Here is a 17,467-nt window from a genome sequence, read left to right as displayed (position 1 = left end):
GTGAGTACTCCTGAAGGTCGGCGAAGGGTAGTGCATGCCTATCCAAAACTAGGTTAGTCTACCCTGACCTACGGACATCCTCGAAGAAAGGTCCCCCGTGAAGAGACAGTTCCGTATCATCGCCGCCCTTGCCTGTGCGGTCGCGTTGGTCGCCGGCTGTGGCGACTCCGGCGCGAAGGACGCGCCGGCGGACACCGCGACCCGCACGATCAGCACCGTCAAGGGCGAGGTCACCGTGCCCGTCGCGCCCAAGCGCGTGGTGCTGCTGAACTACTCCTTGGCGGGCTACGCCTTCGACCTCGGTCTGCCGATCGTTGCGATGACGCCGGAGGCGACCGACAAGACCAGCGTTCCCCGCGACGCATGGAAGGCGGACTTCGACAAGGCCGGAACGAAGTTCCTGCCCTGGCCCTCGACGGGCTTCGACATCGAGGCGATCACCGCCCAGAAGCCGGACCTGATCCTCGCGGGCGGTCTGGCCTTCCCGTTCAAGCAGGCCAGCGACAGCTACGACAAGCTGAGCAAGATCGCGCCCACGGTGCTCGTGGACAACAAGCTCGACACCTGGCAGCAGCAGTTCAAGTGGATCGCGGACTCCTTCGGCAAGCCGGACGTCTACACGGACGCCGCGAAGCGCTACGACGCCCGCATCGAGCAGGTCAAGGGCAACATCACGGTGCCGCCGAACCCGGTCTCGTTCCTGTCGATGACCGCCGACAAGCGGCCCTTCGTGCTCATCGAGAACCGCGGCCTGCCCGCTGAGTTCGCCCGCCTGGGCTTCACGACCGACCCGCTGTTCGCGAGCGGGAAGTACAAGCCCTATCAGGCCGGCGGCGACTCGTTCGAACTCAGCAGTGAGCTGCTGCCCTCGGTGATCACCCAGCCGACGGTGTTCATCATCGGCTTCAACCGCGACACCTTCGACGTGGCCAAGCTGCGCAGCGAGCCGGTGTACGCCGCGCTGCCCGCATTCACCACGAACCACGCCTACGACCTGCCGTACTGGGTGCAGCGTCCCGACTTCGACCGGGCGATGGACACGCTGGACGTGGTGGAGAAGACCTTCCGCAAGAAGTAGGAAGAACGGAGTGCAAGCGTGAAGTGGAACGATTTCGTCCTCACCGTGACCGGCGTCTCGCAGGTCGCCCGGAACCTGCTGCGCCTCGAGTTCGAGGTCGGCGAGGGATCGGGCGGGGGCTACACCCCCATCGCCCCCGGGGACGAGTCCATCGCGTTCTACTTCTCGCCGGACGGTGCCGAGCTGCGGGCCGTACCGTCGGACGATCCGAAGGCGCTGGGCGGCTGGGAGATCGGCGACGAGGCCCGTAGTCTCGGCCACCGCAACTACACCGTGCGCAGCTACGACCCCGGCACCAGGCGGATGGTCGTGGACGTGGCCGAACACGGCCACGGCCCGGCCATCGACTGGTTCCGGGCGGCGCAGCCAGGCTGGCGGCTCCTCGCCGCCGGGCCGCGCTCCTGGTACGAGCCGCCCGGGGACGCTGTCCGGCACGTGCTCGCGGGCGACCTGGCGGCACTGCCCGCGCTCGCCCGGATCCTGGAGGACACCCCGGCGGGCATCGAGGTGACCGTGATCGCGGAGGTGTTGGACCGCAGCGAGATCGACTACCTGCCGCGCCGCCCGGGGACCGAGATCATCGAGGCGATCGGGACCGGCAACGGCGCCGCGCCCAGCCGCCTGCCGGCGCTGCTGCGCACCGTCGACCTGCCGACCGACGCCTACCTCTGGCTCGCGGGAGAGGCGGCGGACACCCGCGCCGCCAAGAAGCACGTGCGCGGGCTGGGGTGGGTGCGGGACCGTGCCGATGTCGTCGGCTACTGGCGGTTCGACGCCGAGGAGTGGACGAAACGGTTCGAAGCCGTGGGCGAGGACCGGCTCCGCGGCGTGTTCGCCGACGCCCTCGCTGCGGGACTCTCCCGCGACGAGGCGACGGATCTCTACGAACAGGCCCTTGAGGCCGCCGGGTTGTAGCCGTGTCAGCGAACGGAGTCGACGGCGGCCTTGAGCAGCGGTGTGTAGCGCTCGAGCAGCCACGGCATGTTCAATGCGTTCGGCGAGCTCACGGCGAACACCAGTGGCGGATCGGTCAGTGGCACATAGGACTTGCGCTGCACCGCGGTCAGGCTCGCGAACACCGGGTTGGCCTCGACCGTCCGCTGGGTCTCGGGCGAGAGGTACCAGGCGGTGAGGACGTCCGCGTTGTACTGCGAGACCTTCTCCCAGCTGACCGGCACCGCGAACTTGCCGGCCGGCGACTCCTCGCGGAGCTTCGCCAGGCCCGGCAGCGGGGTGAAGCCGAGGCCCTGCAGCAGCTGCACGCGCGGATCGGTGTCGAAGTACAGGTTCAGGCTGTCCGTGGTGGTGGCGCTGGCCGCCGCGACCGTCTTCCCCGCGAACTCCGGGTGCGCCGTCTTCGCCTCGCCGATGCGTCGATCCGTGTCGGTGACGAGCTGCTTCGCCTCGGCGTCGCGACCGAGCGCCTTGCCCACGATCGTGGTCTGATCCTGCCACGAGGTCTGCCAGGCGCGGCCCGGCTGCGCCACGGTGGGGGCGATCCGGCTCAGCTGCGCGTACTGGTCCGCGGTGAGCCCGGACTGCACCGACAGGATCACATCCGGCTTGAGCGCGGCGATCTCCTCGATCGGGATCGCCTTGCTGGTCTCCTGCAGCAGAACCGGTTTCGCGTCGCCCAGCCGGTCCTTGACCCAGGGCAGGATCCCGTCGACGGTGCCCGAGTCGGACTTCATGTCGCGCATGCCCACCGGAGTGACGCCGAGCGCGAGCGCAGCCTCGGTGCTGCCCCAGCCGAGGGTCACGACGCGCTGCGGCCGCTGCGTGATCTCGGCCGTGCCGAGCGAGCTGGTGATGCTGACGGGGAAGCCTGCGTCGTGCTGCGCGTGGTCCTCGCCGGCGGGGGTGGAGCCGCACGCCGCGGTGCCCGCGAGAAGTGCTGCGGCAGTGGTGATGACCAGCGCCGATCGCGCGAGTCGGGGTCGGAAGAACACGGTTTCTCTCCTGGTTCGTCGGGGCTGTGGCACTGGACACAGCGAGTGGATCGACTGGCGAACCGTACCGAATTTCAGGTATGCCTATCCTATCTAAGTTGGTCAGCACGAGGGAGACACATGGCACAGCAGCACGCGATCGTCGACGTGATCGGGATCGGGGCGGGCCCGTCCAACCTGGGCCTGGCCGCCGCCGTCGATGAGCGCAATCGCACCGGCCTGCCCCCGATCTCGATGACCGTGCTCGAACGCAAACCGTCCTTCGCGTGGCACCCCGGCATGCTGCTCGACGGTGCGACCATGCAGATCGCGTTCCTCAAGGACTTGGTGACCCTGCGCAATCCACGCAGCCCGTTCACCTTCCTGAGCTACCTCGAGGCGCGAGGGCGGCTCGTGGACTTCATCAATCACCAGACCTTCTTCCCGACCAGGGTCGAGTTCACCGATTACCTCTCCTGGGTGGCCGAGACCGTCGCCGCGCGCATCGAGTACGGCACCACGGTCACCTCCGTCGAGCGGCTCGACGGCATCGCCGTCGACGGTGCGCGGTGGCTCGTCCGGTACACCGGCCCGGACGGTGCGGGGGAACTGCGCGCCCGCTCCGTCGTCGTGGCGACGGGGCTGCGCGAGCGTGTTCCCGAGTGGGCCGAGACCGGACCCCGGCTGTTCCACAACCACCGACTGCTCGAGCACCTCGATGCCGCCGCGCTCGACCCCACGGCGCCGCACCGCTTCCTGGTGCTGGGCGGCGGTCAGAGTGCGGCGGAGGTCGCGCAGTACCTGCACCGCGGCTACCCGGAGGCCGTGGTGGAGTGCGCGTTCAACTCCTACGGCTTCCAGCCCGCAGACGACAGCCCGTACGCCAACCGGGTGTTCGACCCGCAGGCCGTGGACGACTTCTACGACGCGCCGGCGGAGGTGCGCGCCGAGCTGATGACCCGGCACGCCACCACCAACTACGGCTGCGTCGACCTGGAGCTGATCAACGAGCTCTTCGCCGTCGAGTACCAGGAGAAGGTCACGGGGCGCCGCCGCCTGGTCATGCGCCCGGCGACCGCCGTGGTCTCCGCGGCACCGTCGGACACCGGGGTCCGCGTGGACCTGCACGACCGCCTCGCGGGCGTCACCGACACCGCCGACTACACGGCCGTCGTGTGCGCCACCGGTTTCCGTTCGATCGGCGTCTCCGACGTGCTCGCCGGATGGGACGTGGCGCCCGAGCGCCTGGGCGTCGGCCGCGACTACCGCCTCACCATCGACGGCGAGCCCGTCGCCGGCCTGTACGTGCAGGGTGCCACCGAATCCACCCACGGCCTCGGGTCGACCTTGCTGTCGAACGTCGCCGTCCGCTCCGGCGAGATCCTCGACGGACTCGTCGCCGACACCGCCCTCACCACCGTCGCGAAGGGAGCATGATGCGCGTCGTCACCTTCGGCTTCCAGACCTGGGGCCACCGCACGCTGTCCGCCGTCCTCGACGCGGGCCACGAGGTCACCCTCGCGGTGACCCATCCCGTGTCGAACAACCCGTACGAGATGATGTGGAACGACTCGGTGGAGCAGTTGGCCACCGACCGCGGCGTGCCGGTGCACCTCGCGAAGAAGCCCGACGACGCCCTGTTCGAGGCCGTCACAGCGGCCGATCCGGACATCATCGTCGCCAACAACTGGCGCACCTGGCTGCCGAAGTCGATCTACGACATGCCGCGCCTGGGCACGCTCAACATCCACGACTCGTTGTTGCCCCGCTACGCCGGCTTCTCGCCGCTGATCTGGGCGCTGATCAACGGCGAGACCCATGTCGGGGTCACCGCGCACCTCATGGACGACGGGCTCGACACCGGTCCGATCATCGCGCAGGAGTCGATCGCCGTCGGGCCCGCCGACCGCACCGTCGACCTGTTCCACCGCACCGTCGACCTGATCGGCCCGCTGGTCGCCCGGTCCCTCGGCGAGCTGGAAGCCGGGACCGCACAGCCGATCCCGCAGGACCCCGCCGCGGCGACGTACTTCCACAAGCGCTCCGACTCCGACAGCGCGATCGACTGGTCCTGGCCGGCCGACGCGATCGAACGCCTGATCCGCGCGCAGTCCGACCCGTACCCGAACGCGCACACCGTCTTCCGTGGTGAGCGACTGGCGATCACCGCCGCGTCCGTCTCCACCAAGCGGTACGGCGGCACGCCCGGGCGGGTATGCGTCCCCGACGGCGAGGGCATCGCCGTCGTCGCCGGCCCCGAGGCCTGGCGCGGCGGCAACCCCGCCCTCGTCGTCGAGCGTGTCCGCACCGCAGACGGCGCCGAACACCCCGCCGCCAAGATCCTCGGTGACTCCGGCGCCTACCTCGGCACCTGACCCGCCCGTCGCGACCACCAGCCCAGCCCAGCCCAGCCCAGCCCAGCCCGACGAACAGGACCATCGACATGGCACGAACCGATCACCGCGCTCGACATCACGAGCGGATCGCCGAGGTGCTCGGCGGTGCGACGGAGGGCGCCGAGCGCGTGCCCTACCCGATCGGCATGCGCGAGTTGGAGATCCGCGGCACCCGACGGGTGGGCGCAGGCCTGATCCGGGTGACCCTCGGAGGCCCCGAGCTCGAGGGCTTCCAGACCCACGCCGCCGACGATCACATCAAGTTCCTCTACCCCGAGGAGAGCGGCGAACTCAACCTGCCGCGCAAGGACGGGCTCATGCTGCACTGGCCTCGCGACCCGCGGCCGATCACCCGCGAGTACACCGTGCGCCGCTACGACGCCGCCGCGGGCGAGCTCGACATCGACATCGCCCTGCACCCGGGTGGCCTCGGCTCGGACTGGGCCGAGGCGGTCGCCCCGGGCGCGCGGATCCACGTGGCCGGCCCGCCCGGCGGCGTGATCGTGCCCCCGCGCTACGACCGGTACCTCATGGCCGGCGACATCACCGCGCTGCCGGCGATGGACCGCTGGCTCGAGGAGTTGCCGCGCGACGCCGCCGGCTGGGCGCTCATCGAGGTGATCGACGCCTCCGAGGAGATCCCGCTCGACCCGCCGCCGGGCTTCCAGGTCCGCTGGCTGCACCGCGGCGAGGCCGCGCCCGGCACCTCCGACGTGCTGGAGCGTGCCGTCGCCGAGCTCCCGCAGGAGGTACCCGACGGTGAGCGGTGGTACTGCTGGCTGGCCGGCGAGGCCGGGGTGCTCAAGCCCCTGCGCCGCTGGGTCGCCGAGGCGTGGAAACTGCCCAAGCACGACCAGGACATCACGGGCTACTGGAAGCTCGGCGTCGCCGACTTCGACGAGGACGACCACTGATGCACGCATTCGTGACCGGCGCGGCGTCGGGAATCGGTGCCGCGACCGCCCTGCGGCTCGCGCGGCGCGGACCCGTCGCCCTCGCCGACCGTGACGCCGACGGCCTGGTCGCCACCGCGCGCGCCGTGTCCGCCGCGGGCGGCACGGCGTCCTCCCACGTGGTCGACGTGACCGACCGCGCCGCCGTGCTCGCGGCCCTCGACGCCGCCGAGCGCGCAGGCGGGCCGGTCGACGCGCTCGCGCACTGCGCCGGAGTCCTCGTGACCGGGCCCGTGCTCCATGCGTCCGCCGCCGACATCGCGGCCGCACTCGGCGTGAACCTGACCGGCACCGCGAACGTCCTCACCGCTGTCGTCTCCCGGATGGCCGAACGCGGAACGGGTTCCGCCGTCGTCGTCGGGTCCAACGCCGGCAACGGCCCCCGCGTGGGCCTGGGCGTGTACGGCGCGTCGAAGGCCGCCGCGCACAACCTCACACTGGCCCTGGCGCTCGAGGTGGCGGGCAGCGGCGTGCGGGTCAACGTGGTCGCTCCCGGCTCGACCGCGACGCCGATGCAGACGGCGTTCGGCGGCGCCGCGGCCGCCGAGGCGGCCATCGCCGGCGACCTGTCGCGGCACCGGCCCGGAATCCCGCTGGGCCGCATCGCCGATGCGGACGACATCGCCGGGGCGATCGAGTACCTGCTCTCGCCCGACGCGCGGCACGTGACCGCGCAGGTACTCACCGTCGACGGAGGAGCCACCGCATGACCAGCACCGAGACCCGGTACTTCCCGCCCGAGTTCGCGGAGCGCTACCGCGCGGCGGGGTACTGGAACGGCGACACCTTCGCCGGCTTCCTTCCGGAGGCCGCGGAGCGGTTCGGCGACGCCGAGGCCCTCGTGGGCGAGGACCGCACGGGTGATCGGGTCCGCCTGACCTATCGCGAGCTGGACGCCGCCGCCGCGGCCATCGCGGCGGGGCTGGTCGCCCGCGGCATCGGAGCGGGCGACCGCGTCGTGCTGCAGCTGCCGAACACCGTCGAGTACGTCTCGGTCCTGTTCGGGCTGTTCCGGATCGGTGCGGTCCCCGTGTTCGCGCTCCCCGCGCACCGTCGCAGCGAGCTCACCCACTTCGTACTGACGGCCGGGGCGAAGGCGCTCGTCACCGCCGCGTCGATCAACCGGTTCGATCACCGCGGCCTCGCCGCAGAGGTCGCTGCGGAGACCGGCGTGCGGGCGTTCGTGGTGGACGACGAGCCCTTCGGCGCCGGGAACGCGGACGGGACGCCGGTCACCGTCGCCGGGAGCGTAGCGAGCGGGACGCCGGTCACCGTCGAACCGGAATCCCTGGCCTTCCTGCAGCTCTCGGGCGGTACTACCGGCGTGCCGAAGCTGATCCCGCGCACCCACGCCGACTACCTGTACTCGGTCCGCGAGTCCGCCACGATCTGCCGACTCGGACCCGGTACCCGGTTCCTGGTGGTCCTGCCCGTGGCGCACAACTTCCCGATGAGCAGCCCCGGCATCCTCGGAGTGCTGTGGGCCGGCGGCACCGTCGTGTTGGGGACCGACCCGGCACCGTCGCGGGCCTTCCCGCTGATCGAGGCCGAGAAGGTGACCATGACCTCGCTCGTGCCGCCGCTCGCGATGCTCTGGCTGCAGGCCCGGCCCACCGCGACCGCGGACCTGTCCAGCCTCGAGGTCCTGCAGGTGGGCGGCGCCAAGTTCACCCCCGAGGCCGCGCGCCGCGTCGAGCCCGAGCTGGGCTGCCGGCTGCAGCAGGTCTTCGGCATGGCCGAGGGGCTCGTGAACTACACGCGTGCGGACGATCCCGAGGATCTCGTGCTCGGCACCCAGGGGAGGGCGATCTCGCCCGACGACGAGGTGCGCGTGCTCGACGAGGACGGCCTCCCCGTCGCCGACGGCGAGCCCGGCCTCCTCTGGACGCGCGGCCCGTACACGATCCGTGGCTACCTGGGCGGCGTCGACGCCGAGTCCTTCGACGCCGAGGGCTTCTACCGCACCGGGGACATCGTCCGGCGGCTGCCGAGCGGGCACCTCGTGGTGGAGGGCCGCGCGAAGGACCAGATCAACCGCGGCGGCGAGAAGATCGCCGCCGAGGAGGTCGAGAACCACCTCATCGCGCACCCCGCCGTGATCGACGCGGCGGTCGTGGCCGTGGCCGACGACTTCCTCGGCGAGCGGTCCTGCGCCGTCGTCCTGACCGCGGGCGCGCGGCCGACCGTTCCCGAACTGAAGAAGTTCGTCCGCGCCCGGGGCGTGGCCGAGTACAAGGTGCCCGATCGCATCGTGTTCGCCGACGAGTTCCCGACCACGGGCGTCGGCAAGATCAGTCGCCGCGAGCTGCGGCGCACCCTGGCGGAGCAGCTCTCCAGGGCGGACCAGGAGGACAAGCAATGAGCCTGCCCAAGAGCATCGTCTACGAACTGCCCGGCATCGAGTGCGCCGACACCGTCGACTGGGCCGTCGAACCCGGCCGGGCCGTGCTGCTCATCCACGACATGCAGGAGCACTTCGTCGGCCCGTTCCGGCGCGACGCCGAGCCGCTGCGCACCGTCGTGCCGAACATCGTGGCCCTGCGCGCCGCGGCGCGCGCCGCAGGAATGCCGGTCGTCTACACCGCGCAGCCGGGGGACCAGGACCCTGAGGAGCGGGCGCTGCTCACCGATTTCTGGGGGCCCGGGCTGGCCACCGCGAACCAGGACATCATCGCCGAGCTCACCCCGGCGGCCGACGACGTACTGCTCACCAAGTGGCGTTACAGCGCGTTCGCCAAGTCCGACCTCGCCGAGCGGATGCGCGCGTGGGGCCGCGACCAGCTGGTGATCGCCGGGATCTACGCCCACATCGGGATCATGACCACCGCCCTCGACGCGTTCATGCGGGATGTCCAGCCCTACGTGGTGCGCGACGCCGTCGCGGACTTCTCGGTGGAGGATCACGAGCGCGCACTCACCTACGTGTCCACTCGATGCGGCAGAGTGGAGAGCACGGATCGGGTATTGGAGGCACTGCGATGACTCAGGAAGGCGAGCAGCCGCACTTCCTGCTGACCGCTGCGGGGCGGTCCCACGCGGGGAGCGGCGTCCGCGCGGTGTTCCCGGACCCGCACGCGGCGGCCGCGGCCCTGCGCGACGGGAGCGCTCCCGTCGTCGTCGGCGCCCTGCCCTTCGACCTGCACGATCCCGCCGCGCTGACGGTGCCCGTCCGATTCGGCGCCCTGCCCGCGCGCCCCGCCGCGGAACTGCCGACCCTGACGCTGACCGCCCAGCACCCCGAGCCCGCCGAGCACGTGGCGCGGGTCGAGCGGGCCGTCCGGCTCATCACCGGCCCCGGGGACCTGCGCAAGGTCGTCCTCGCGCGCGCGGTCGATTTCGAGGCCGCCGAGCCGCTCGATCCGTTCGCCGTGGCCGCAGCGCTGGCGGACCGCGATCTCGAGGGCAATGCCTTCGCCGTCGACCTCGCGGCTGCCGGCGACGCGTTCCGCGGGCGCGCGCTGGTCGGCTCGAGCCCCGAGGTGCTCGTCGCGCGGATGGGCGACACCGTCTACTGCCACCCCTTCGCGGGCACCGCGTCGACGCCCGAGGGCCTGTTGGATTCCGAGAAGGACCGCGAGGAGCACGCCTACGTCGTCGACGAGATCGCGGCCGCGCTCGCGCCTCTGTGCGCCGAGCTGGACGTGCCCGGCGCACCGTCGGTGACCCGGGCCGGGCCCGTGTGGCACCTCGGAACCAGGATCGCCGGGACGCTGCGCGACCCGTCGACCACCGCCCTCGACCTGGCGCTGGCCCTGCATCCGACCCCGGCGGTGTGCGGTTTCCCCCGCGCGAGCGCCGCCCGCGCCATCGCCGACATCGAGGGCGAGCGGGGCTTCTACGCCGGCGCCGTCGGGTGGACCGACGCGAGCGGCGACGGGCACTGGCGCGTGAGCATCCGCTGCGCCGAGGTCGCCGGGACAGCGCTGCGGGCCTACGCGGGCGGCGGCATCGTCGGCGCGTCCGACCCGCGGGCCGAGCTCACCGAGACGCACAACAAGCTGCGCACCGTGCTCGGACCCTTCCTCGTCACCGAGACCGCCCGGAGCTGACCCGATGACCGATTGGACCGGCAGCCGCCTGCCGGTGTTCTTCGAGGCGCCCGAGCAGCAGCCGGACCACCGGCCGATCGGCGTCGACGACGACACCACGCCCCGCACACTGGTGCTGCGCACCATGTTCGGCAACCCGTCGCGCACGCTCCCCGCGGGGCTGCTCATCATCGGGCACCAGGTGGGCGAGGCGCTCGTCCCCGTCGTGATGGGGCTCGCCATCGACCGCGCGATCAAGACCGGCGACTGGGGATCGACGGTGCGCTGGGTGCTGCTGCTGGGCGTGTTGTTCGCCTTCCTGTCCTTCAGTTTCCGGTTCGGCTCACGGATCGGCTTCCTCGGGATGAACACGGTGCAGCATCGGCTGCGGACGCAGGTCACCGACCGGATCCTCGACCCGCGCGGCCTGGGTGGCGGCCACCCGCCGGGCGTGCTGCTGTCGATCGCCACCTCGGACGTGCAGCGGCTGGCGATGTCGGTCGCGCTCGGCCTCTATCCGGTCGGCGAGCTGGCGGCGGTGGTCTTCTGCGGCGTCGTGCTGCTGTCGATCTCCTGGCAGCTCGGCCTGCTCGTGCTGCTCGGCGCCCCCGCGATGCTCTGGTGCCTCGACAAGGCGGGCGCCGCACTGCGCGCCCGGAGCGAGGCCGAGCAGCGGGCGGCGGGCGAGGCCGCGGGCTCCGCGGCCGATCTCGTCGCCGGGCTCCGGGTGGTCAAGGGCATGCACGCCGAGAGGGAGGCCGACCGGCGTTACCGCGCGGCGAGCGCCCGCGCCCTGGCCGCCGTCATCCGCGCCCGCCGCTCGGAGGGCGCCTATGTCGGCTCGATGGAGGCCGTCGCCGCGGTCTTCGTCGTAGTCGTGGGTGTGCTGGCCGGGGTGCAGGCCGTGCACGGTGACCTCAGCGTGGGGCAGCTCATCACCGTCGTCGGCCTGACCCAGGTGGTGATGTCGCCGCTGCAGGCGATGGGCACCAACTTCGGCAAGTTCTGGGTCGCCGGCAACGCTTCGGCGAAGCGCGTGCTCATGGTGCTGCAGGCGCGGTACGCCCGGGACGCCGGCACGGTCGCCGATCCCGACGGTGCCGTGCCCGTGCGGATCACGGGACTGCCGGTGGGTGGCGGCACCGTCGACCTGGAGCTCCCGTCCGTCGGCGTCACCGCCGTCGTGTGCGACCCCGGGACCGCGACCGCCGCGACCACGCTGCTCGCCCGGACGGGCGCCCCGGACCCCGGCCGGTCGGTCACCGTCGGGACCACGGACCTGTACACGCTCGACGAGCCGGCCGCGCTGCGGGCCGTGCGTGTCGCGCCGCACGCCACCACCCTGTTCGAGGGCACCGTCGCCGACAACGTGGGCGCCGACGCGGCGCCCGACCGGGTGGCCGCCGCGCTGCTCGCCGCCGCCTGTGACGACGTCCTCGAGGTGCTCCCGAACGGGCTCGAGACGCCCGTCGGCGAGGCCGGCCGGCTACTGTCCGGCGGCCAGCGGCAGCGCGTCGCGCTGGCCCGCGCGTTGGCGACCGACACCCGGACCCTCGTACTCGTCGACCCGACGAGCGCCGTGGACTCCGTCACCGAGGCCACCATCGCCGAGCGACTCGGCGCGGCGCGCGCGGGCCTCGCGACGGTGGTGTTCACGCAGTCTCCGACGCTCATCGCCGCGGCCGACACCGTGCTCACGCTGAGCCGCGACGACGAGATCGTCACGGCCGCACCGGAGGTACGCGCATGACCATCGCCACCGACACCGCCGAGGGCGCCCTGCCCGTCGCGGGCGGACGCGAGACCTTCCGCTACGCCCGCGGGCTGCTCACCGGGAAACGCGGGCCGCTGCTCGTCGTGTTCGCGGTCCTGCTCGTGGGCGCCGCCCTCGGCCTCGCCGTGCCCTGGGGATTCGGCGCGATGGTCGACATCGCCATCGACGACGGCGGATACCTCGAGGTACTGCGCATCGGCGGCCTCATGGTGGTCGCGGCCATCGCGTCGGCTGCGTTCACCGGCATCGGGATCGCGCTCACGGCCCAGCTCTTCGAGACCGCCCTCGCGCGGCTGCGCGAGTCCATGGTGGGCGCCGCGTTCCGGCTCCCGCAGGCGCGCGTCGAGGAGGCCGGTTCCGGCGACCTCGTCTCCCGCGCCACCGACGATGTCAGCGTTGTCAGCCAGGCGATCTCGCGGGGCGTGCCCGCACTCGCCCGGTCGGGCTTCTCCGTCGTCGTCACCATCGGCGGCTTCGCCGCGCTCGACTGGCGGTTCCTGCTCGTGGTGCTCGTGGTGCTGCCCGTGTACGCGCTGGGCGCCCGCATGTACGTGCGCACCGCGCCCCCGGTCTACCGCTCAGAACGGGCGGCGATGGCAGTGCGTGCACACCACATGCTCGGCTCGATCCGCGGCCTGCCCACGGTGCACGCCTTCGACCTCATGGAGCGCTCGAGCCTGCGGGTGAGCACCGCGTCGTGGGGCGTCGTGCGCTGGACGATGCGGGCGCGGATCGTGCAGAACCGGTTGTTCGGCCGGGTCAACCTCGCCGAGTTCGTCGGCATGGCCACCATCCTGCTGCTCGGCTACGCGCTCGTCGATCGCGAGCTCGCGACCGTCGGCGCCGTGACCACCGCGATGCTGCTCTTCCTGCGGCTGTTCGGACCCATCGGTGCCCTGCTCATGGTGATGGACGACATCCAGTCCGCGGGCGCCTCGCTCGCCCGCATCGTCGGCGTCATCCGGCTGGCGGACGGGGAGAGCGCACCGTCGGGCGTGGTGAACCGGACGGACGGGCCGCCCCGCGTGGAGGTCGACGGCGTCGCCTTCGGGTACGGCGGCGCGCGCCGCGTGCTCGACGGGGTGAGCGTCGCCCTCGAGTCGGGGGAGACGGTGGCCGTGGTCGGCACCTCCGGTGCGGGCAAGTCGACGCTCGCCGCGCTCATCGCGGGGGTGCACGTGCCCGACGCCGGCGCGGTCCGGATCGGCGGCACCGACCTCGCGACGCTCCCCGAGGACGCCGCGCCCGTGCTGCTCACGCAGGACGTGCACGTCTTCGCCGGGACCCTCGCGGAGGACCTGCGAATGGCCGCGCCCGATGCCACCGACGACGATCTGCGCGCCGCACTGGACCGCGTTCGCGCCCGCGAGTGGGTGGAGATGCTCGACGACGGACTCGACACCGTCGTCGGGGCCGGCGGGCACGCCCTGACCCCGAAGCGTGAGCAGCAGCTGGCGCTCGCCCGGCTGGTGCTCCTGGATCCGCCGGTGGTGATCCTCGACGAGGCCACCGCCGACGCGGACAGCGCCGACGCCGACGTCCTCGAGGACGCCGCGCAGGCCGCGCTCGCCGGGCGCACGGCGATGGTGGTGGCGCACCGCCTGAGCCAGGCGGCGCGCGCCGACCGGATCCTGGTGATGGAGCACGGCGCCATCGTCGAGGAGGGCACGCACGAGAGCCTGCGCGCCGCGGGCGGACGGTACGCCCGGCTCTGGGCCGCCTGGTCCCGGCATCGGTGAGGTGACGGCGGACCGTCGGGCGGGCGGACCGGGACGGGCCGCCGGCAGTACCGGCGGGCGGACCGTCAGGCGTCGTGGAAGGCGCGGTAGACGGCCGAACCGTAGAACGTGCCGATCCGCTCGGAATCGCCGCGCCAGGAGGCGGGGGCGTCGTCGGGGCGGTCGGCGAGCATCGACCGCACTGCCGCCTCGCAGACCGAGACGAAGAGCTCCATCAGCATCGGCAGCTTCTCATCGAGGCCCTGCATGTCCCACCACCGGGTGAGCGCGGGCCGGATCCACTCCTCCGCCTGCCGCGCCAGGGTGGCGCGGGCGGCCACGACGCGGTGCACGACCTCCGGGTCGGTGACGCCGGAGAACAACAACTGCCAGGTGTCGGCGCGTTCGTTCACCGCGTCGAGCAGGCCGCGCATGCCGATGATGAAGGCCTGCTCGGGATCCTCCCCGTGGGCGCTGTGCAGCGATGCGAGGACGAAGGCCATCATCGTCTCGGTCTCGCGGTCGAGCAGCTCGGTGATGAGCGCGACGCGGTCCGGGAAACACGAGTAGATCACGGGGCGCGTGACCTGCAGGCGGTCGGCGACGGTGCCGATCGTCACGGCACCGAGACCGTCGCGCGCGGCGATCTCCAGCGCGGCGTCCAGGACCTGGGGGCGGCGACGCTCGGGACCGAGGTGTTCGGCGCGCCGGCGTGCGCGGTTGGCGGTGGTAGGCATCGCCGAGGAGTTTACGCGGGTCGGATGCACCCCGCGTTCATGCGACGTTCACCCGCCGGTCCGGACCTGCCCGTACGCTTCCGGCCGTGATGGATCTCGACCTGCCCGTGGGCATCGATTTGAGCGCGGTCAGCGGCCGCGAGGCACTGCAGAAGATCGTCGACCTCCGGGCGACCGAGGGCTTCTCCGTGAACGACGACGATGACGACGATCCGGTGCTGCTCACCCCGGAGCGGCACGTCGTGGACACGTGGCGCGAGGGCTACCCGTACTCCGAGCGGATGGCGCGTTCGGAGTACGAGCGGGACAAGCGGCTGCTGCAGATCGAGCTGCTCAAGCTGCAGCGCTGGGTCAAGGACACCGGCCAGCGCCTGGTCATCGTGTTCGAGGGCCGCGACGCCGCCGGCAAGGGCGGCACCATCAAGCGGTTCATGGAGCACCTCAACCCGCGTGGCGCGCGCGTGGTGGCGCTGGTCAAGCCCACCGAGCGTGAGGCCGGCGAGTGGTACTTCCAGCGCTACATCGACCACTTCCCGACCAAGGGTGAGATCGTCCTGTTCGACCGCTCCTGGTACAACCGCGGCGGCGTCGAGCGGGTCATGGGCTTCTGCTCCGACGAGCAGCACGAGCGTTGGACCCACCAGGTGCCGCTGTTCGAGAAGATGCTGGTCGAAGACGGCATCGACGTGACCAAGTTCTGGTTTTCCGTGACCCAGCTCGAGCAGCGCACCCGCTTCGCGATCCGGCAGATCGACCCCGTGCGGCAGTGGAAGCTCTCGCCGATGGACCTCGCGTCGCTGGACAAGTGGGACGGCTACACCGCGGCGAAGGAGGAGGTGTTCGCGGCGACGGACACCGATTACGCGCCCTGGACCGTGGTCAAGAGCAACGACAAGAAGCGCGCCCGCCTCAACGCCATGCGCTACATCCTCGACAAGTTCGACTACGACAACAAGGACATGGAGGTCCTCGCGTCGGGACCGGATCCTCTCATCGTCGGGCGCGGCCGGGACCTGATCGGGGACTGACGGTGCGCCGCGCGGGCCGGTTCGCGGGGCCGACGGTGCGCCGAGCGGACCGGGCCCGGCGGCACCGTCGAGTACCGTTGTCGCCGTGCGTTCTCTGACGGCCTTCCTCCTCGTTCTGGTGGCGATCCTGGCCACCTTCGTGGCGGTCCCCGCCGTCTGGGCGAAGAACACCGTGCTCGACCGCGGCGCGTTCATGACGCTCATGGAGCCGTTGGGGCACGACCCGGCGGTGCAGGACGCCATGGCGCAGGAGATCGCCCAGCAGGTGCAGCGGTTGCTCACCGAGCAGGGGGACGCGCGCCCGCCGTTGTCCGCGATCACGCCCTATGTCTCGACCTACACCCACGGCCCGCAGTTCCCGGGCGCCTTCAAGGAGGCGATCGGGCAGGTGCACACGTGGCTGCTGGTGCGGCCGACCGCCGAGCAGCGGTTGCGCGGCGCGACCACTGCGGAGATCGACCTCGCGCCGATGATCACGTCCGTCGCCGAGGCGAACAACGTGAAGGTGACGGTTCCCGAGCGGGTCACGATCGACCTGTCCGGCACGGGCGCCAACCGGGACCTGTTCCGGGCCGGACGGTACGCCGAGATCGCCGACAAGTTGAAGCAGGTCGCGTGGATCGCGCCGCTGGTGGCGGTGGTCGCCGCGCTGCTGGCGCTGCTCGCCGCGCACCGTCGTGGATTCATGCTGTTCTACCTGGGGCTGGGCGGCGCGGTCGCCGCGGGCGTGACCTGGATGCTGTGCGTGGCGGCACCGTCGTACGTGACGGGCCGCAGCGGCACCGGCGGACTGAGCCCGGTCATCGACGCGGCGCTGAGCCAGGTGACGAAGAGCCTGACCCCGTGGATCGTGACCGAGGCGGCGGTCGGCGGCGCGCTCGCGCTGCTGGGGCTGATCTTCGGCGGGCTCGGCGCGGTCGCGGCGCGGCGGGCCGAACGGCGGGACTGGTGAGTTCCACCGCCCGGCCGACCGTCGCGACGCTGACCTACCAGGACGGGACCACGAACCCCGTCCGGATCTTCCGCGGGCCGGACCCGGCCGCGCCCGTACTGATGATCTGGCCGGGCGTGAACGTGCCCGCCGGGTACTTCGACGACTTCGGGCGTGGGCTCATCGACGCGGGCTTCAACGCGGTGGTGGCCGAGCTACGGGGGCAGGGCGATTCGCGGCCCCGCGGTGCCGGCGGTTCCCACGGCTTCCAGGACGTGGTGGTGGAGGACTACCCGGCGGTGTCCGCCCTGGCGCGGCAGAAGTTCCCCGGTGCGCCGCGGATCCTGGTGGGGCACAGCCTCGGTGGGCTGATGGGTGTCATGTACGCCGCGCGGGCCCGGCGGAACCTGGCCGGGGTGGTCCTGATCGCCTGCGGCACGGGCTATTACAAGCTCGACGGGCTGTCCGGCGCCGCCCGCCGAATCGGTACCTCCGTCGCCGCGCGTACCGCGGCCCGACGGGGCCACTGGTCCGGTCCCGACGGGCTGGGAGAGGTTCCGAAGGGCATCGTCCGCGATTTCGACCACCTGGTGCAGACGGGCGACTTCAACGTCTCCGGAGCGGACGTGGACTACGAGGCGCGGCTGGCGGGAACGAAGACGCCGGTGTTGACACTGGCCATCGCCGGCGACGAACTGGTCAGCGACGAGCAGTCCCGGTTCGTGGGGGAGAAGTTCCCCGCGTCCGTGCATCGACGGATCGCGGAACCGCTGGGCCACAACCAGTGGATCCTCTCGCCCGATGCGGTGGTTCCCGCGCTGTCGGGATGGATCGCGCAGAAGGTGTAGCGCGTCTCGGCGGAGTGGCATGGTCGATCGCACGAGCCATGCGTGCGG

The 17,467-nt window shown here is 71.8% G+C and carries 16 protein-coding genes; 14 read left to right on the top strand and 2 right to left on the bottom strand.

Annotated elements, in window-relative coordinates:
• Positions 1 to 97: 97 nt before the first annotated feature.
• Together AXK60_RS10865 and AXK60_RS10860 are read left to right on the top strand one after the other, a co-directional pair.
• Positions 98 to 1,078 carry an ABC transporter substrate-binding protein gene (locus AXK60_RS10865; protein ID WP_068571151.1) on the top strand — a complete coding sequence of 327 codons (981 nt, stop codon included), beginning with the start codon at positions 98 to 100 and terminating at the stop codon, positions 1,076 to 1,078.
• Positions 1,079 to 1,096: 18 nt separating this feature from the next.
• On the top strand, positions 1,097 to 1,993 hold the full coding sequence (locus tag AXK60_RS10860) for a siderophore-interacting protein (protein ID WP_068571150.1): 897 nt from the start codon (positions 1,097 to 1,099) through the stop codon (positions 1,991 to 1,993).
• A gap of 5 nt (positions 1,994 to 1,998) precedes the next feature.
• Here AXK60_RS10860 and AXK60_RS10855 read toward each other — a convergent pair whose 3' ends face one another.
• Positions 1,999 to 3,027, bottom strand: coding sequence for an iron-siderophore ABC transporter substrate-binding protein (locus tag AXK60_RS10855; RefSeq protein ID WP_068571149.1), 1,029 nt, complete (start codon positions 3,025 to 3,027; stop codon positions 1,999 to 2,001).
• A gap of 120 nt (positions 3,028 to 3,147) precedes the next feature.
• Here AXK60_RS10855 and AXK60_RS10850 point away from each other — a divergent pair, with 120 nt between their 5' ends.
• From AXK60_RS10850 to AXK60_RS10810, 9 genes are all read left to right on the top strand, one after another.
• Positions 3,148 to 4,443 carry a lysine N(6)-hydroxylase/L-ornithine N(5)-oxygenase family protein gene (locus AXK60_RS10850; RefSeq protein WP_068571148.1) on the top strand — a complete coding sequence of 432 codons (1,296 nt, stop codon included), beginning with the start codon at positions 3,148 to 3,150 and terminating at the stop codon, positions 4,441 to 4,443.
• Complete coding sequence (locus tag AXK60_RS10845) at positions 4,443 to 5,381, top strand: methionyl-tRNA formyltransferase (RefSeq protein ID WP_068571491.1); 939 nt, start codon at positions 4,443 to 4,445, stop codon at positions 5,379 to 5,381. Before AXK60_RS10850 ends, AXK60_RS10845 begins: the two co-directional genes overlap by 1 nt.
• Before the next feature lie 68 nt (positions 5,382 to 5,449).
• On the top strand, positions 5,450 to 6,316 hold the full coding sequence (locus tag AXK60_RS10840) for a siderophore-interacting protein (RefSeq protein ID WP_068571147.1): 867 nt from the start codon (positions 5,450 to 5,452) through the stop codon (positions 6,314 to 6,316).
• Entirely contained in the window at positions 6,316 to 7,065 is a 750-nt protein-coding gene (locus AXK60_RS10835; protein ID WP_068571146.1) for an SDR family oxidoreductase, read from the top strand. The genes AXK60_RS10840 and AXK60_RS10835 overlap by 1 nt, the downstream gene beginning before the upstream one ends.
• A complete protein-coding gene (locus AXK60_RS10830) occupies positions 7,062 to 8,717 on the top strand; it encodes a (2,3-dihydroxybenzoyl)adenylate synthase (RefSeq protein ID WP_068571145.1) in 1,656 nt (551 codons plus the stop codon). Before AXK60_RS10835 ends, AXK60_RS10830 begins: the two co-directional genes overlap by 4 nt.
• Positions 8,714 to 9,337, top strand: a complete 624-nt coding sequence (locus tag AXK60_RS10825; protein ID WP_068571144.1) for an isochorismatase family protein — start codon at positions 8,714 to 8,716, stop codon at positions 9,335 to 9,337. Before AXK60_RS10830 ends, AXK60_RS10825 begins: the two co-directional genes overlap by 4 nt.
• Positions 9,334 to 10,404, top strand: a complete 1,071-nt coding sequence (locus tag AXK60_RS10820; RefSeq protein ID WP_068745063.1) for an isochorismate synthase — start codon at positions 9,334 to 9,336, stop codon at positions 10,402 to 10,404. The genes AXK60_RS10825 and AXK60_RS10820 overlap by 4 nt, the downstream gene beginning before the upstream one ends.
• A gap of 4 nt (positions 10,405 to 10,408) precedes the next feature.
• The gene (locus AXK60_RS10815; protein ID WP_068571143.1) at positions 10,409 to 12,133 is read left to right on the top strand and encodes an ABC transporter transmembrane domain-containing protein; all 1,725 of its coding nucleotides are present in this window, start codon (positions 10,409 to 10,411) and stop codon (positions 12,131 to 12,133) included.
• On the top strand, positions 12,130 to 13,896 hold the full coding sequence (locus AXK60_RS10810; RefSeq protein WP_068571142.1) for an ABC transporter ATP-binding protein: 1,767 nt from the start codon (positions 12,130 to 12,132) through the stop codon (positions 13,894 to 13,896). Before AXK60_RS10815 ends, AXK60_RS10810 begins: the two co-directional genes overlap by 4 nt.
• A 65-nt stretch (positions 13,897 to 13,961) precedes the next feature.
• On the opposite strand, the gene AXK60_RS10805 is transcribed toward AXK60_RS10810, so the two are convergent.
• Positions 13,962 to 14,612 carry a TetR/AcrR family transcriptional regulator gene (locus AXK60_RS10805; RefSeq protein ID WP_068571141.1) on the bottom strand — a complete coding sequence of 217 codons (651 nt, stop codon included), beginning with the start codon at positions 14,610 to 14,612 and terminating at the stop codon, positions 13,962 to 13,964.
• Positions 14,613 to 14,701: 89 nt separating this feature from the next.
• On the opposite strand from AXK60_RS10805, the gene ppk2 reads away from it, so the two are divergent.
• The 3 genes from ppk2 to AXK60_RS10790 all read left to right on the top strand — a co-directional run bounded on the left by ppk2 (position 14,702) and on the right by AXK60_RS10790 (position 17,419).
• Entirely contained in the window at positions 14,702 to 15,640 is a 939-nt protein-coding gene (gene ppk2 / locus AXK60_RS10800; RefSeq protein ID WP_139057923.1) for a polyphosphate kinase 2, read from the top strand.
• An 85-nt stretch (positions 15,641 to 15,725) separates the two neighbouring features.
• Positions 15,726 to 16,592, top strand: a complete 867-nt coding sequence (locus AXK60_RS10795; RefSeq protein ID WP_068571139.1) for a hypothetical protein — start codon at positions 15,726 to 15,728, stop codon at positions 16,590 to 16,592.
• Entirely contained in the window at positions 16,589 to 17,419 is an 831-nt protein-coding gene (locus AXK60_RS10790; protein WP_068571138.1) for an alpha/beta fold hydrolase, read from the top strand. Before AXK60_RS10795 ends, AXK60_RS10790 begins: the two co-directional genes overlap by 4 nt.
• Positions 17,420 to 17,467: the final 48 nt, after the last annotated feature.

Origin of the sequence: Tsukamurella pseudospumae, from assembly GCF_001575195.1 — a bacterium.
Taxonomy (GTDB): Bacteria; Actinomycetota; Actinomycetes; order Mycobacteriales; family Mycobacteriaceae; genus Tsukamurella; species Tsukamurella pseudospumae.
This window is presented reverse-complemented; position numbering and strand designations above follow the sequence as displayed.

Coding starts and splice junctions, on each gene's coding strand:
- AXK60_RS10815 (WP_068571143.1), top strand. CDS start 10,409: ATGACCGATTGGACCGGCAGCCGCCTGCCGGTGTTCTTCGAGGCGCCC.
- AXK60_RS10805 (WP_068571141.1), bottom strand. CDS start 14,612: ATGCCTACCACCGCCAACCGCGCACGCCGGCGCGCCGAACACCTCGGT.
- AXK60_RS10820 (WP_068745063.1), top strand. CDS start 9,334: ATGACTCAGGAAGGCGAGCAGCCGCACTTCCTGCTGACCGCTGCGGGG.
- AXK60_RS10825 (WP_068571144.1), top strand. CDS start 8,714: ATGAGCCTGCCCAAGAGCATCGTCTACGAACTGCCCGGCATCGAGTGC.
- AXK60_RS10810 (WP_068571142.1), top strand. CDS start 12,130: ATGACCATCGCCACCGACACCGCCGAGGGCGCCCTGCCCGTCGCGGGC.
- AXK60_RS10850 (WP_068571148.1), top strand. CDS start 3,148: ATGGCACAGCAGCACGCGATCGTCGACGTGATCGGGATCGGGGCGGGC.
- AXK60_RS10840 (WP_068571147.1), top strand. CDS start 5,450: ATGGCACGAACCGATCACCGCGCTCGACATCACGAGCGGATCGCCGAG.
- ppk2 (WP_139057923.1), top strand. CDS start 14,702: ATGGATCTCGACCTGCCCGTGGGCATCGATTTGAGCGCGGTCAGCGGC.
- AXK60_RS10845 (WP_068571491.1), top strand. CDS start 4,443: ATGCGCGTCGTCACCTTCGGCTTCCAGACCTGGGGCCACCGCACGCTG.
- AXK60_RS10830 (WP_068571145.1), top strand. CDS start 7,062: ATGACCAGCACCGAGACCCGGTACTTCCCGCCCGAGTTCGCGGAGCGC.
- AXK60_RS10835 (WP_068571146.1), top strand. CDS start 6,316: ATGCACGCATTCGTGACCGGCGCGGCGTCGGGAATCGGTGCCGCGACC.